Source organism: Maricaulis sp. D1M11 (genome assembly GCF_047308265.1).
Taxonomy (GTDB): Bacteria; Pseudomonadota; Alphaproteobacteria; order Caulobacterales; family Maricaulaceae; genus Maricaulis.
Map to the genome: position 1 here is coordinate 751,028 of NZ_JBKQWY010000001.1, position 14,389 is coordinate 765,416.

Sequence of the window (14,389 nt, forward strand, 5' to 3'; positions counted from 1 at the left end):
CATGAGGGTCGATCGGGGATGGCCAAGCGAGCCAAAAGCCGACAAAGACCGATAGGCCCCCGCCTGTGATCGCGGATATTTTGAGTAGTAGAGACATGACTGGTCCTTATTCGTGCGAAGCAAAGGGGATTTCCGGATCAGGACAAGTCATCGGATATAATGATACCGCTAACTCGCATTCGAGGTGTTCTGTTTTGCAGTACGCGTTTAATGAGCCGGGGAGCGGATCTTCGGGCAATGAAATGTCAGGCGGATTTGCCGTTTACGTCAAAGCATGGCATGCAATGTTCTTGACCTGTTCCGTTCTGGGCGGGGGATGGGAGGGCAAATGCGAGACAAGACGATCCGGATCCTGGGGATCGACCCGGGCATTCGTCGCATGGGGTGGGGATTGATTGCCGTCAACGGTACGCGCCTGACCTATCTTCAGCACGGTACCGTGTGTCCGCCGACCGATCGGGCGCTGGCTGAGCGGCTCAACTATCTGTTCGATGAAGTGACAGGGCTTGTCGCCGAACTCCAGCCGGATGAAGCGGCCATCGAGGAGGCATTCATGTCCAACAATGCCAACTCGGCACTGAAATTGGGGCATGCGCGCGCCGCGGCCCTTCTTCCGCCTGCCCAGGCTGGTTTGCCTGTGGCTGAATATGCCGCACGCCTGGTCAAGAAGTCCGTGGTTGGCACTGGCGCTGCAGACAAATCCCAGGTCGAGGCCATGATCAAGATCTTGTTGCCCGGAGCGAACGCCCAAGCCGATGCGGCGGATGCCCTGGCTGTGGCTGTGTGTCATGCGCATCACCGCAAGGCCGTCCAACTGGGGAGTGTGGCATGATTGGCTGGCTGAGAGGCCGTGTTGAAACGGTGGGTTCCGAAGAGATCATCCTCAATGTCCAGGGCGTGGGATATCTCCTGAGCGCGTCTGGGCAAACGCTGGGACGGCTGGAGCCGGGCCAGGAGGTGTCCCTGCATGTGGAGACCCATGTGCGCGAAGACGCGTTGAAGCTGTTTGGATTTCTCGACGATCTGGAGCGAGCCTGGTTTGTCCGCTTACAGGAAGTCCAGGGTGTTGGAGCCAAGGCGGCACTGGCCATTCTCGATACCATGCCCGTTTCCGAGCTCGCGAATGCGGCCGCACTGGGTGACAAGACGGCGTTCTCGCGCGCCAAAGGGGTCGGGCCCAAGATCGCTACCCGCATTGCGACAGAGCTCAAGGACAAGGCTCCTCCCCAGCCGCGCGGTCTGAGTATCGGGCTGCCACCCCATTCAGACGGCACACCGGCGACGCCTTCGGTGGCGTCTTCTGTCGGGGGAGATGCGCCTGCCCGGGAAGACGCCGTGTCGGCTCTGTTGAATCTGGGATATGGTGAGAGCCAAGCTCGCCAGGCGGTCGCTGAAGTGCTCAAACAGGCGGGCAAGGATGCAGATATTGGTGAGGTCATTCGTCTGGCCTTGCGCGAACTGGCACCCTAGGGCGGAGGCGCGAGTATGAGTGATCCACACGACCGCGTGGTCGATCTGGACATGCAGGCCGGTGATCAGCGCGACAAGGCACTTCGCCCCCTGTCGTTTTCTGACTTTGTTGGTCAGAAAACCGCGATCGCCAATCTCCAGGTGTTTGTCGAAGCCGCCCGTCGCCGCGAGGAGGCGCTCGATCATGTCTTGCTGTCCGGTCCGCCGGGGCTTGGCAAGACGACCCTGGCACAGATTGTGGCCAAGGAATTGGGGGTCGGGTTTCGCGCTACATCTGGTCCGGTGATCGCCAAGGCCGGGGATCTCGCAGCGATCCTCACAAATCTCGAGCCGCGCGATGTCTTGTTCATTGACGAAATTCATCGCCTGTCTCCGGCAGTGGAGGAAATCCTCTATCCGGCGATGGAAGATTTCTGTCTCGATCTTGTGATCGGGGAGGGCCCCGCCGCCCGGACGGTTCGGATCGAGCTCCCACCCTTCACTCTTGTGGGGGCGACGACACGTGCCGGTTTGCTGGCAACCCCCTTGCGCGACCGGTTTGGTGTTCCGGTACGGCTGGAATTCTATGATGTCGAGGAATTGTCGTCGATCGTCGCTCGCGCTGCGGCCAAGCTGGGTATTCCGGCTAGCCCGGATGGTGCGCGTGAGATTGCGCGTCGGGCGCGGGGCACGCCTCGTATTGCCGGTCGTCTATTGCGACGGGTGCGCGATTTTGTCGAGGCGGACGGGGCGAGTCGGATTGAACCGGAGAATGCGGATCGGGCGCTTCAGCGTCTGGATGTCGATACAACGGGACTGGACAGTCTGGACCGCCGTTATCTCAAGGCCCTGACCGAGAGTTTCTCCGGCGGGCCGGTGGGTGTGGAAACGCTGGCGGCGGCGCTGGCCGAGGCTCGGGATGCCCTGGAAGATGTGGTCGAGCCCTTCTTGATCCAGCAAGGCTTTATCCAGCGCACGCCACGCGGACGTATGGCAACCGCTCGTGCGTATGAGCACATCGGCCTGGTGCCGCCCCAGCCTACGCAGACGGGATCAAGCGATCTGTTTAAGGGGCCCGTTGATCAATAAGGTTGATCAATAAGACTGGGTCTTGGGGACAGGGGCTGAGCGGCCGTCCTTGTCCGACACGCTCCGCAACAGGTCATCCAGACGGTCCGGACTGATGGGTTTGGCCAAAACGCCATCCATGCCGATATCGCGATACCCGCGGATCTGATCCTTCATCACATTGGCTGTCAGGGCGATGATCGGGGTCGCAGGTTTGTGGTGACGTTTCTCCAGGGCTCGGATTTCACGGGTCGCGGCAAGGCCGTCCATGACCGGCATCCGGACATCCATCAGGATCAGGTCGAAATGTCCCGACTGCCAGGCGGCGACGGCCGACTTGCCGTCTTCTACCAGGCTGAGTTCAACCGGGTGGCGCTGCAGAAGCGCGGACAGAACCAGGCGGTTTGTTTCATTGTCGTCGGCCGCCAGAATGTGAAGGGGTCTGATGGTGCCGGATTCGGTGTTTTCTGATTCGATGGTGTCCGGCGCGCTGGCGGCAGAGTGCGCCGGATCAACCGTTTCGTCTCGAACGACGCGCAAGGGGAGGCGGACAATAAAGGTCGAACCCGCTCCGGGGCTGGATTCAAGCTCGATCTCGCCGTTCATCAGGGTACACAGATTGCGGCAAATCGCGAGACCAAGCCCCGTTCCGCCATGCGTGTGGGAGGTTTCGGCACTGGCCTGGCTGAAGGGGGTGAAAATGCGTGCGGCGAGATCCGCATCAATGCCATCACCGGAATCACGGACCCGGAACTCGACCATGTCAGCACCCGTGCATCCGACGTCGACAGTGATCTCGCCCTTATGGGTGAACTTGACGGCATTGGAGATCAGATTGTTGAGGATCTGGGCAATGCGATGGGGGTCGCCCAGAACCCGCTGGGCAGGAAGATCTCCGAACACCGGTTTCAGGGTAAGCCCCTTGCGCCGGGCTGCTGTGTCATGGAGCTGACAGGCATTGTCCACGAGCGCGCGAAGATCAAATTCGCGTTCACTCAGTTCCAGTGCACCGGCTTCCACCTTGGACAGGTCAAGGACATCATTGATGATCGCCATCAACATGTCGCCGGAACTGGTGATCAGATCGACCTGACGTTTCTGGTCGACGCTTAGCGGTGTGTCCTTCAGGCTCTGGGCCATGCCGAGAATACCATTCATCGGCGTGCGGATCTCGTGGCTGACATGTGCCAGTAGGTCCGATTTGGCCATATTGGCCTTGTCGGCCTCGCACCGCGCATCGTCCAGTCGGCGATTGGCCCGCTCCATTTCGCGCTGGAACAGGGCAGCCCAAGCCGTCAGACTCAGTCCCAGCAAGACCAGCACGATCGTGTTCCACGTCGCAATAATATTCCGGGTCAAGGGAATGCTTGATACCGGGATGAGATCATTGAACGCATAGATGCTTCCATACGTCAGAACGACGAGTGCACCCGTGACTATTCCGCTGCGATATCCGATCAGGAAGGTCGCCAGGACAGGAAGCCCGATCAGATAGATCAGAACTGGATTGGCTGCGCCACCAATGGACAGCGCCTGGAACAGGATCATGCCATAAATCGACCCGATCAGGATCGCAGACAGGGTTTTGATCGCGCCGGTTCGGTCGAGAATCACGGGACCGGAGAAGAAGAGTGCCGGGCCTATGATCGCGAGAATGGACTGAACCGGATACTCGTCGAGTGTGACGGGCAGGGACAGAAGCGCCGAAACCAGGCCGACCAGACCCGTGGACAGGGAGAGGATGCTCAACAGGCGTTTGCGAGCGCTGAGGAGAATATCCCCCTTGCGCACGGGCGGCCAAATCATGTCTTTCATCAAGCGCATGTTCGGAGACTGGGTCTGCATGGGTCCGGTTCCAGGTGGTCAGCGGTCGGCGGCGCTGCGCCTCGCATTCTTCCATCCTGCCGCCTGTGGTGCTGCGATATGGTAAACACACGCCCAGATTTTGACAGCCTCCCCGTGGGAGGCAGGCTCACGGACACCGGAACTCACTGGCTACCGGTTCGTGTCTATTATGAGGACACGGATTTTTCCGGAGTGGTCTATCACGCGCGATATCTACACTTCTTCGAACGCGGTCGCACGGAAACCCTGCGCGCGATGGGGATCCATCACTCTGAGCTCGCGTCGAGGGAGCCTGGTGTCGCTTTTGCCGTGCGCCGGATGGACATCGAGTTTGTTCGGGCGGCCCGCGTAGATGACTGTTTGATAACAGAAACTCGCTTTCAGTCTTCAAAGGGTGCGCGCCTTTTAGCAAATCAAGTCTTGTGGCGATCCGATACCGTTGTCGCAAGTGCAGTTGTCGAAGCCGTGTGTATGAGCACGGCCGGGCGGGCGATTCGACCGCCAAAAGACCTCGTCGAGCGATGGCAGCGATACATCTAGACTGGCAGGAAGCGATAGTTTGCTCTAGTTTCCAGAAAAGGAGGAGAGCAAAGGCTCTTCGGGGGAAGTCTCAGAGCTGTAGTCGAGGTGTGCGTGGCTCGTGCAGGAAGCGGAAACATACTCTCATTTTCGGTGGATAGCGAAAATGCGGAGCCTATGCCGAATTTCAGTTTCGAGATCGTCCGGGCCTTTCAGGACGGCCGTGACATGTTTATTCATGCCACGCAGACACTGGCTATGTGCCAATCGCAATGGGTGTCGATGAGTCTGATCCGGACAGGGGCTGACGGGGTCAGCTCGGTGCGTCACCAGATCACGTCGCGCGTGGAACCGGGCATTAATCCGGATCCGACCATGATCGAGGGGCGGCGTGATGTGTGTTCGGAAGAACTGACCGAAAGTAATCGGGCACGAATCCTGGACTTCTATGAACGGGCCCTGGTCCGTAGAGACAGCGACGCCATGCGTGAGTTTCTGCATCCAGACGGCGCCATCTCGCACAATCCGCGAATTTGCGGATCGTCTGATGGCTTTGCCAGCTATCTTGATAAGCGGTTCACGGAAGAGCGGCCGATGACGTATTGCGGCCTTCTTGATCTGGCCGCGTGCGGGCATTTTGTCGCCTTGTTCGCCCGCATCTCCTACGGCGGTGGTGTTTACAAGGCCTGTGACTTGATACGTCTGGAAGATGGATTTATCGCGGAGCACTGGGATGTCTGTGAATTCGAACCGCCTGTCATGGGGCGTGGTGAAGACATGCTGGACCCCCTCAAACGCGCCACGCGATGAGAGAGCTTGCGGCAGCATGGCTCCCGTCTGACCGGAATTTAAGCGGTACCACCTCGCCTCCTGCGCTAGAGATCTGCAAGCCTTAGCATTTATTGTGCTAGAATTGTCCTGAAACGGTCGTAATTCTCGGTAAGAACGTGTTGAAGCTTGCATGCGAGGGTTGGGTTTGGGATGAGCATCTCGTCTTGGACACGATCAGTGCGGTTTATGTTTGCAGTCGCCACCAAGGCAGGATGATCTGCGGGCAGGGTTTTGAGCTGGTCCGGCCAGCCGTGTAGAAGGGTGAACGGTATGGAAGAAAGCATGATGACAGTGGCGCATGCCTCGGAAGGGTTCTCTTTCCTGGCGCTGTTCATGCGAGCCGACTGGATTGTCAAAATTGTGATGGCCATCCTGGCTTTCATGTCAGTCTGGTCCTGGGCGATCGCCGTTGAGAAATGGCTGGCGATGCGCAGTCTCCATGCCAAAGGTCGTGCGTTTGAACGTGAATTCTGGTCGGGTCAGTCGCTGGACGCGCTAGCTGAGAAGTTTGCCCGCAATCCTCGTGATCCGTTTGCCAAAGTGTTTGCAGCCGGACTGCGTGAGTGGAAGGGCGCCAATCCCGGTGGTCGCGTCGCCAAGGCTGCGGGTGCCGAGGCCGGTCGCGAATTGTCTGCCGCCGAAAGCGGGCTGGGCATTCTCGCAACCATCGCCTCCGCCGCCCCCTTCGTGGGTCTGTTCGGTACCGTCTGGGGCATTTTGAACTCGTTCCGCGCTATTGCGGCACAGGGCGATGCCAATCTCGCGGTGGTGGCTCCGGGTATTGCTGAAGCACTGTTCGCCACGGCTCTGGGCCTGCTGGCCGCGATTCCGGCCGTGATCTTCTTCAACGCCCTCTCGTCAAACATCGGTCAGTACGCCGCAAAGCTGGAAGGTTTTGTCGATGAGCTCTCGGCGCTGGCCGAGCGCGGGAGCGAATAGCCATGGCGGTCACCCTGGATAGCGGGCGCTCCCGCCGGGGCGGAACGCGCTGGAAGCCGAAAGCCGAGATCAATGTCACGCCATTTGTGGACGTGATGCTGGTCTTGCTGATCGTCTTCATGATCTCGGCACCCCTGCTGGCGCCTGGCATTCTGGTGGATCTGCCTGAAACCGTCGCACGCGACCTGCCGGCTGAGAATGAACCGCTGACCATTACAGTTCTGCCCGATGGCAGTGTCTATCTTCAGGAGACCGAGGTACCCGTTGCGGACCTGATCACGCGTCTCGAAGCGGTGGCGGGCACGGGCTATGACAGCCGTATCTTCATTCGCGCGGACGGTGATGTCGACTGGTCGAGCCTGGCGGACATCATGGCCCGTATCAATGCGGCGGGCTTTAACAATCTGGGTCTGATGACGGATCCTGTCCAGCAATAGGGCACCTCTCGTGCGCGGTCTTGTTCTCTCCTTGTTGTTCCACGCCGGTCTGGTGGTGGCGGGTATTGTTTACCTGCCCAAAGCCGCGCGGATCGTGGAGGGCGCGCGCATCGTCCCAATCGAGCTGGTGACGGTTTCATCCACCACGAATATCCGGGCCGCAGCGCCTGATCCGGAACCTGAGCCGGAGCCCGAACCAGAGCCTGAGCCGGAACCGCCCGTCGAAGCTCCGATTGAACAACCGCCTGGACCCGTGGACGATCCCACACCGGCGCCGGAGACGGTAGCGCCCGAGCCAGAACCGGTTCAGCCGGACCCGGAGCCTGAAATCGAGCCGGACCCCCAACCTGTTGCACCCGAATCTGATCCAGAGCCCGAACCGCAAGAGACTCCCGAAGTGCCGGCCGACGATAGTTTTGGTGATTTCCTCAATAATCTGGATCGAGATTTATCGAACGATTCCGGCACAGCGACACCGGATGAAGGCGCCCGCCGGACGGCCTCGGGTGATGGCGAGCGGATGACCGCGACCCTGCGGGACCTGTTTCATTCCCAGGCCTATCGGTGCTGGCGCTCCGTGCTTGACATGCCCTATCCGGAAAACCTGGGTGTGGTCGTCGAAGTGCGTCTTGAGCGCGATGGCACGCTGGCCTCACCGCCGCGTGTTCTCGATGAAGCCCGCATTCGTGCGTCCGGCAATCCGTTCTGGCTCACAGCAGCGGAACGCGGTCGTGCTGCGGTTATTGAGTGCGGACCCTATTCCATGCCGCCGGAAAACTATTCAGAATGGCGCCTCATTGAGGTCAATTTCAGCGTAGACCGTGACGCCACCCGTTAGCCCACTGATTTCATCGATTGAGGAAGCCTGAGCATGCGTGCCCTGATCCGATTTTTCGCCCTCTTCCTTGTCCTGACCGCCGGGGCGACTGCCCAGGAACCCCTGCGAGTCGATATCTCCGAGGGCCATCTAGACCCGCTTCCCATAGCGATTCCGGATTTTCTTGGCGACAGCGAGATGACGTCTGACCGCGGGGCGGACATCACCGAAGTGGTGATGAATGACCTGGCCAGTTCCGGGCTGTTCCAGCCGGTCGATTCCGGCGCGTTCATCGAGGATATCGATGACATCAATCTGCGTCCGCGTTTTGCCGACTGGCGGGTGATCAATGCGTCCGCGCTTCTGGTCGGTCAGGTAACTGAGGAGAGCGATGGTCGCATCCTCATCGCCTTCCGTCTGTGGGATACGCGCCTGGAGGACCAGTTGCTCGGGCTACGGTTCCGGACTGCACCGGAAAACTGGCGCCGGGTGGCCCACCGTGTGGCTGATGAAGTCTATCAACGCCTGACCGGCGAGGCCGGCTATTTCAATACGCGCATTGTCTACGTGGCCGAAGGGCGCGGTGTGAATGATGAGCCGCTGCGTCAGCTGGCCATCATGGACCAGGATGGCGCAAATCCGTCTTTCCTAACTGATCGTTCCTACATGGCTTTGTTGCCCAACTATTCCCCGACCACCCAGGAAATCACCTATGTTTCCTTCCTGGACGGTCAGGCCACGACCTATATCTATGATCTGGCAAGTGGACAGCAGGAGGCTCTGTTCGCGGTGGGCGGACGCGGTCTGGCGGCAGATATTGATCCGGATGGCCAATCCCTGTCCGCGCGTTTCTCGCCGAACGGGGAACAGCTGGCCGTCTCGGTGGAGACCCGAACCGGTCATGATATCCACTTGTTTGATCTGCAATCGCGTGCGCTGACGCCGTTGACGCGTCACCCGGCCGATGATGTGGAGCCGTCTTTCTCGCCCGATGGTGAACGACTGGTGTTCTCTTCAAACCGTTCGGGTGGGTCCCAGCTCTATATCATGAATACTGACGGGTCGGATCCGCGTCGGGTCACCTTCGGTGATGGTGTCTATACCACTCCGGTCTGGTCTCCTCGCGGAGACTTGATCGCCTTCACGAAACAAGTGGGAAGCCAGTTTTCTCTCGGTGTGGTGCGGGCCGATGGGTCTGGTATCGAACGTATTCTTTTTGAAGGCTATTTCGTTGACACCCCCGCCTGGTCGCCCAATGGCCGGGTGATCTTGTTTACCCGTGGTGAGCGTCGCACAAACGGGACGCGTTATGAAATCTGGAGTGTCGATCTGGCCGGATTCAATCTTCGTCGACTGGCAACGGGCGGAATGGCGTCAGATCCGGCGTGGTCGCCCTTGATCGAATAACCTTTTTGGCTATAGGTTTCTCGTGGAACGCGGTGTCCGGTGGGGGGCTTTGTCTCGTCCGCGTCGCGTCGGGCGATTTGAGGAGTGCACCGGGCGCATGAAGTGTCTTGGGTGAATGAGGGTGTTATACCATGATTAAAAAGTTTATCGCAGTGGCCGCCATCGCGGCTTTCGCAACGGCCTGTGCCGCGACGCCGGAACCGGAAGCCGAGCCGATGCCGGAGCCGCAAGCTCCGGTCCAGCAACCGGCGCAACCGGCTCAGCCGGCTCAGCCGGCCGGCCCGACGCCGGGAACCGTGGCTCACTTCCAGGCCACCGCTGGTGATCGTGTCTTCTTCGGTCTCGACCGTCATGACCTGACGCCGGAAGCCCGCGCAATCCTGCGTTCGCAGGCTGCATGGCTGTCCCAGTATCCGACCGCTCGCATCCGCCTGGCCGGTAATTGTGACGAACGCGGTACGCGCGAGTACAACCTCGCTCTGGGTGCCCGCCGCGCCAACGCTGCTCGCGATTATCTCGTGTCCCAGGGTGTTGACCCGTCGCGCATCTCAACCGTGTCTTACGGTAAGGAGCAGCCGACTTGCCGCGAATCCAACGAGGCATGCTGGGCCGTGAACCGTAACACGACCACGATGATCACTGACGGCTACGCAGGCTAAGTCAGTCGATTGACACTGAACAAGACGCCCGCGACCTGCTGGTTGCGGGCGTTTTCCTGTCCGGCGGATCCGGACGGTCACAGTCATCCGGAATTCTCCGGTCAGGCTGTTCCGGTGCCGTATTTTGGCCCGTTTTCCAGATCAGGTTCTGAGCATGATGACCCGTTTCCTCGCCCTCATCGCCGCCCTCATTGTTCTAGCCCCGGCCGCCCAGGCGCAGTCCCGCCGGGAACTGGCCGAACGGATTGATGCCACGGAAGTGCGCATTGGTGCACTGGAAGACAGTTTTCTGGCTGGAGACCCGGTTGCCGAACGTTTGATGCAGCAGATGGAAGCGCTGCAGTATCAACTCCAGAGCCTAAACGGCGAGGTCGAACGCCTCGCCTTCGAGAACCGTCAGCTCCGTGAGCGTCTCGACGAGATGGAAGCCCAGCAATCCGCTCAGATGCCAGCCAGCCTGATCGATCCGGATGCCGCCGCTTTCATGTCTGAAGGTCTCAGCGAAGAGGACCTCGCCGAGAGTGGTTTGCCGCTTGAAGCGCGCGGCGATGCGATCGTGGATCCCGCCGATCCGTATGCGGCGCAGCGGGCTGCGGCCACCGGTACTCTGGGGACGGTAGACACTGTCCTGGCAGAGCCGGACCTGCCTGACGCGGACGCGCTGTTCTCTGCCGCCCAGACCCGTCTTATTGATGGTGATTTTGAAGGCGCTCAACAGGATTTCCGCGTCTTCCTGGACAATTACGCCGAGGATGCCCGGGCCGGTCAGGCCTGGTTCTGGCTGGGCGAGACCTATCTGGTTCGCAACGGCTATGGTGACGCTGCCGACGCCTTTATTGCTTCCCTGCGCACGGATCCGAGCGGCGAGAAGGCACCCGATGCGATGGTTAAACTGGCGACATCCCTGCGCGGCCTCGACCGTCTGGACGATGCTTGTCAGGCTCTTGCCCGACTGGATCGCCAATTCCCCGATGCGTCCCAGGCTGTACGCGATAATGCAGACCGTGAAGCGCTGCGCTCCGGTTGTCGCTAGGCGGACACGCGCTGGCGTCCAAGGTCGCGCGGACGCTGGATCGATTGCATGGAGAGGCCGGGCCTGTGGGGCTGGCCTTGTCCGGCGGAGGAGATTCGCGCGCCCTGGCTTGCCTGATCGATGACTGGCTTTGCCAGTCCGGCCGGGCGAACGAGACCCGACATGCCTTCATTGTGGATCATGCCTTGCGAGAGGGAAGTGGCCGTGAAGCACGCGACACGGCGGACTGGATCCGCGCACGCGGCTGGACTCCCCATGTTTTGACCTGGACGGAGTCGAGCGGCGGCCCTGGCCTGCAGGAACGCGCTCGCAAGGCCCGACACATCCTGTTGGCCCGGGCGTGTTCGAGCATCGGTGTGCGGCGGCTGGCGCTGGCTCATACGCGTGATGACCAGGTTGAAACCCAGATCATGCGCCTGACTGCCGGCGGGAGCTGGCGCAGTCTGGCTGGGATGGATACGCTGGATGTGTCCCCGGCCTGGCCCGAAGGACGCGACCTCTTGCTGACAAGACCGGTTCTGGATCAGGACCGTCAGGCGCTGCGGGCCTATCTGCGGGCCCGGGGGGAGAGCTGGATTGATGATCCATCCAATGCCGACACGGCGTTTACCCGCATCCGCATTCGCGACAGCCTGGCGCGTCATCAGGCGGCGCCGCGCTGGCGGCAAGGCTTCGACAGGCTTGGCTGCGATATCAGCGTTCTGAAACGGTTCGAGCACAATCGGATTGCCCGTGTCCTGATGCGCGTTATGACACTCCACGCCTGGGGCGGAGCACAGCTGGATCGCCAAGCCTGGCGGGATGTGCCGCATGTTGTGAAAACACAAGCCCTCTCATTGTTGGTGGAAGGCCTGGCTGGTCGGTCCGATCCTGTGCGCCAGCCTGTCCTCAACCGGCTTGTTGATGCCGTCGAGGCCGGTGAAACCCTTACGGGAGGGGGAGTGCAGGTATTCTGCGCAGACGGGAAAACGGTCTGGCTGATCCGCGATCCCGGCATGGTACTGGGACGCGTGGATCACCCTGGCGGTCTCAGTGTGGTCCTGGATACTCAATCGCCGCAGGTCGTGGATGGTCGATACGAAATCTCGACGCTAAGAGCGGGGCTGATCGTCGCACCGCTGAGGAATGACCGTGATCTGCCCCCGAATGTGGACCTGGCCCAGATTCCGGCCCGGGCGCGGTCCGGATTGTTGGCGGTGCGCGAGGGCGAGACCTGTCTGGCTGTGCTCGGTCTTCCAGGTGAGGGGACAGATCAACTGCAAATCTCTCCCCTGATCGGCCAACGGCTTGCATGGCGCCTCTTCCCCGGACAGGGCAAGGCGTGGTTTTATGGCAGTTAGCCGGTCTGTCTGTGCTGAGACGGGACCTGGAGACTCGAAACGGCGCGTCCGTGTCCCCATATGGGAGATACAGGGATGTACCGAGACGAATAAGAGAGTGAACGGACAACCACATGCAAATGCGAAACTTGCTGATCTGGGCTCTGATTATCCTGCTGCTTCTGGCGCTGGTCCAGCTCTTCCAGGGGCCGGCCACGACGACGGGTGCGGCGCAGGAAATCACCTATTCCGATTTCATGGATCGGGTTGGGGACAACAGCGTCAACCGGGTGGAAATCGCCGGTAACGAGGTGATCGCCTATGATAATTCAGGCGTGTCCTACCGATCCCGTCTGCCCGATCAGGATGACAGCACGATCTCGATCCTGCGTGAGAATGGCGTGGACATCGAGGTCCAGGAGGAAACCCGGGAAGGTAGCTTCCTGTTGTCCCTGCTGATCAATTCCTTCCCGGTTCTGTTGCTGATCGGTGTGTGGATCTTCTTCATGCGCCAGATGCAGGGCGGCGGTCGCGGTGGCGCCATGGGTTTTGGCAAGTCCAAGGCCCGCCTACTCACGGAACACCAGGGTCGCAAGACGTTTGATGACGTGGCGGGTGTGGACGAAGCCAAGGAAGAATTGCAGGAAGTTGTCGAGTTTCTGAAAGACCCGTCGAAATTCCAGCGCCTGGGTGGCAAGATTCCAAAAGGTGCCCTGCTGGTGGGTCCTCCGGGAACGGGTAAAACCCTGCTGGCGCGGGCCGTGGCGGGTGAAGCCAATGTCCCCTTCTTCTCGATTTCAGGTTCTGACTTTGTCGAGATGTTTGTGGGCGTCGGTGCATCCCGCGTTCGCGACATGTTCGAACAGGCCAAGAAAAACGCGCCGTGTATCATCTTCATCGACGAAATCGATGCCGTGGGCCGGTCCCGGGGCGCTGGTCATGGCGGTGGCAATGATGAACGCGAACAGACCCTCAACCAGCTTTTGGTCGAGATGGACGGGTTTGAGGCCAATGAGGGCATCATCATTCTGGCGGCGACCAACCGTCCCGATGTGCTGGACTCGGCCCTGCGCCGTCCGGGTCGTTTTGACCGCGAAGTCGTGGTCGATAATCCCGATGTCACGGGACGCGAAAAGATCCTGAAAGTCCATATGCGCGATGTACCGATCGCCAAGGACGTCAAGCCGCGTGTGATCGCGCGCGCGACTCCGGGTTTCTCCGGTGCCGATCTCGCCAATCTGGTCAACGAAGCCGCCTTGCTGGCGGCACGCCGCAACAAGCGGGTTGTGGCCATGGCGGAGTTCAATGACGCTAAGGACAAGGTGATGATGGGTCCGGAACGTCGCTCGCGCGTCATGTCGGATCATGAAAAGGAAATGACGGCCTATCACGAGGCCGGGCACGCCATCGTGTCGCTCAACGTGCCAGGGACAGACCCGATCCACAAAGCCACGATCATCCCGCGCGGACGTGCCCTGGGCATGGTCCAGAGCCTGCCGGAGAATGATCGCTACTCGCAGACCCGCGAACAGATGACGTCCTTCATCGCCATGGCCATGGGCGGGCGTGTGGCTGAAGAGCTCAAATACGGCAAAGAACAGGTTACTTCGGGTGCGTCCCAGGACATCCGTATGGCGACCAACATCGCGCGCCACATGGTGATGCATTACGGTCTCTCGGATGAACTGGGTCCGATCTCCTACTCGGATGTCGGGGATCCCAATGCCAATCCGTTCAGCGGCGTGGCCGGGCCTTCACCGGAAACGGCCAAGAAGATCGAGGATGAGATCAAATCCATCGTTGTGGATGGCGAGGAGACCGCCCGGCAGATCCTGACCGATAAAAACAAGGATTGGGTCGCGCTGGCTGAAGGCCTTCTGGAGTATGAAACACTCTCCGGCGAGGAGATTGATGATCTGCTCAACGGCAAACCGCCCAACCGCGATGATGCCGATGAAGAGCCACCGGCTCAGCCACCCACGAGCGCTGTCCCGACGACGGATGACCCGGACGAAGCCGGTCCCGAGACCGGTCCGGAGCCCCAGGGCGCCTGATCCCGACCATAC

Annotated in this window: 14 protein-coding genes; 13 read left to right on the plus strand and 1 reads right to left on the minus strand. The window is 60.3% G+C overall.

Features of this window, described 5'->3' with window-relative positions; all coding sequences use genetic code 11:
* Positions 1-328: 328 nt before the first annotated feature.
* From ruvC to ruvB, 3 genes are read left to right on the plus strand one after another with little or no spacing between them, the layout of a single operon-like run.
* Positions 329-832 carry a crossover junction endodeoxyribonuclease RuvC gene (ruvC, locus tag RMQ97_RS03560; protein WP_413659456.1) on the plus strand — a complete coding sequence of 168 codons (504 nt, stop codon included), beginning with the start codon at positions 329-331 and terminating at the stop codon, positions 830-832.
* Positions 829-1,470 (plus strand): Holliday junction branch migration protein RuvA, encoded by a 642-nt coding sequence (ruvA, locus tag RMQ97_RS03565; protein WP_413659457.1) that lies wholly within the window; start codon positions 829-831, stop codon positions 1,468-1,470. The genes ruvC and ruvA overlap by 4 nt, the downstream gene beginning before the upstream one ends.
* 15 nt (positions 1,471-1,485) lie before the next feature.
* Positions 1,486-2,538, plus strand: coding sequence for a Holliday junction branch migration DNA helicase RuvB (gene ruvB / locus RMQ97_RS03570; RefSeq protein ID WP_413659458.1), 1,053 nt, complete (start codon positions 1,486-1,488; stop codon positions 2,536-2,538).
* Between the two features lie 6 nt (positions 2,539-2,544).
* Here ruvB and RMQ97_RS03575 read toward each other — a convergent pair whose 3' ends face one another.
* The gene (locus RMQ97_RS03575) at positions 2,545-4,332 is read right to left on the minus strand and encodes an ATP-binding protein (RefSeq protein WP_413659459.1); all 1,788 of its coding nucleotides are present in this window, start codon (positions 4,330-4,332) and stop codon (positions 2,545-2,547) included.
* Between the two features lie 108 nt (positions 4,333-4,440).
* On the opposite strand from RMQ97_RS03575, the gene ybgC reads away from it, so the two are divergent.
* The 10 genes from ybgC to ftsH all read left to right on the plus strand — a co-directional run bounded on the left by ybgC (position 4,441) and on the right by ftsH (position 14,377).
* Entirely contained in the window at positions 4,441-4,902 is a 462-nt protein-coding gene (ybgC, locus tag RMQ97_RS03580; RefSeq protein WP_413659460.1) for a tol-pal system-associated acyl-CoA thioesterase, read from the plus strand.
* A 156-nt stretch (positions 4,903-5,058) separates the two neighbouring features.
* Entirely contained in the window at positions 5,059-5,691 is a 633-nt protein-coding gene (locus tag RMQ97_RS03585) for a nuclear transport factor 2 family protein (protein ID WP_413659461.1), read from the plus strand.
* A 291-nt stretch (positions 5,692-5,982) separates the two neighbouring features.
* Positions 5,983-6,651, plus strand: coding sequence for a protein TolQ (tolQ, locus tag RMQ97_RS03590; protein WP_413659462.1), 669 nt, complete (start codon positions 5,983-5,985; stop codon positions 6,649-6,651).
* 2 nt (positions 6,652-6,653) lie between these two features.
* Complete coding sequence (locus tag RMQ97_RS03595; protein WP_413659463.1) at positions 6,654-7,088, plus strand: ExbD/TolR family protein; 435 nt, start codon at positions 6,654-6,656, stop codon at positions 7,086-7,088.
* 10 nt (positions 7,089-7,098) lie between these two features.
* On the plus strand, positions 7,099-7,926 hold the full coding sequence (locus tag RMQ97_RS03600; protein ID WP_413659464.1) for a hypothetical protein: 828 nt from the start codon (positions 7,099-7,101) through the stop codon (positions 7,924-7,926).
* 33 nt (positions 7,927-7,959) lie between these two features.
* Positions 7,960-9,312, plus strand: coding sequence for a Tol-Pal system beta propeller repeat protein TolB (gene tolB, locus RMQ97_RS03605; protein WP_413659465.1), 1,353 nt, complete (start codon positions 7,960-7,962; stop codon positions 9,310-9,312).
* A gap of 131 nt (positions 9,313-9,443) precedes the next feature.
* Positions 9,444-9,971 (plus strand): peptidoglycan-associated lipoprotein Pal, encoded by a 528-nt coding sequence (pal, locus tag RMQ97_RS03610; protein ID WP_413659466.1) that lies wholly within the window; start codon positions 9,444-9,446, stop codon positions 9,969-9,971.
* A 154-nt stretch (positions 9,972-10,125) separates the two neighbouring features.
* Positions 10,126-11,004, plus strand: a complete 879-nt coding sequence (ybgF, locus tag RMQ97_RS03615; protein WP_413659467.1) for a tol-pal system protein YbgF — start codon at positions 10,126-10,128, stop codon at positions 11,002-11,004.
* On the plus strand, positions 10,995-12,344 hold the full coding sequence (gene tilS / locus RMQ97_RS03620; protein WP_413659468.1) for a tRNA lysidine(34) synthetase TilS: 1,350 nt from the start codon (positions 10,995-10,997) through the stop codon (positions 12,342-12,344). The genes ybgF and tilS overlap by 10 nt, the downstream gene beginning before the upstream one ends.
* Positions 12,345-12,457: 113 nt before the next feature.
* A complete protein-coding gene (gene ftsH / locus RMQ97_RS03625; protein ID WP_413659469.1) occupies positions 12,458-14,377 on the plus strand; it encodes an ATP-dependent zinc metalloprotease FtsH in 1,920 nt (639 codons plus the stop codon).
* Positions 14,378-14,389 lie beyond the last annotated feature (12 nt).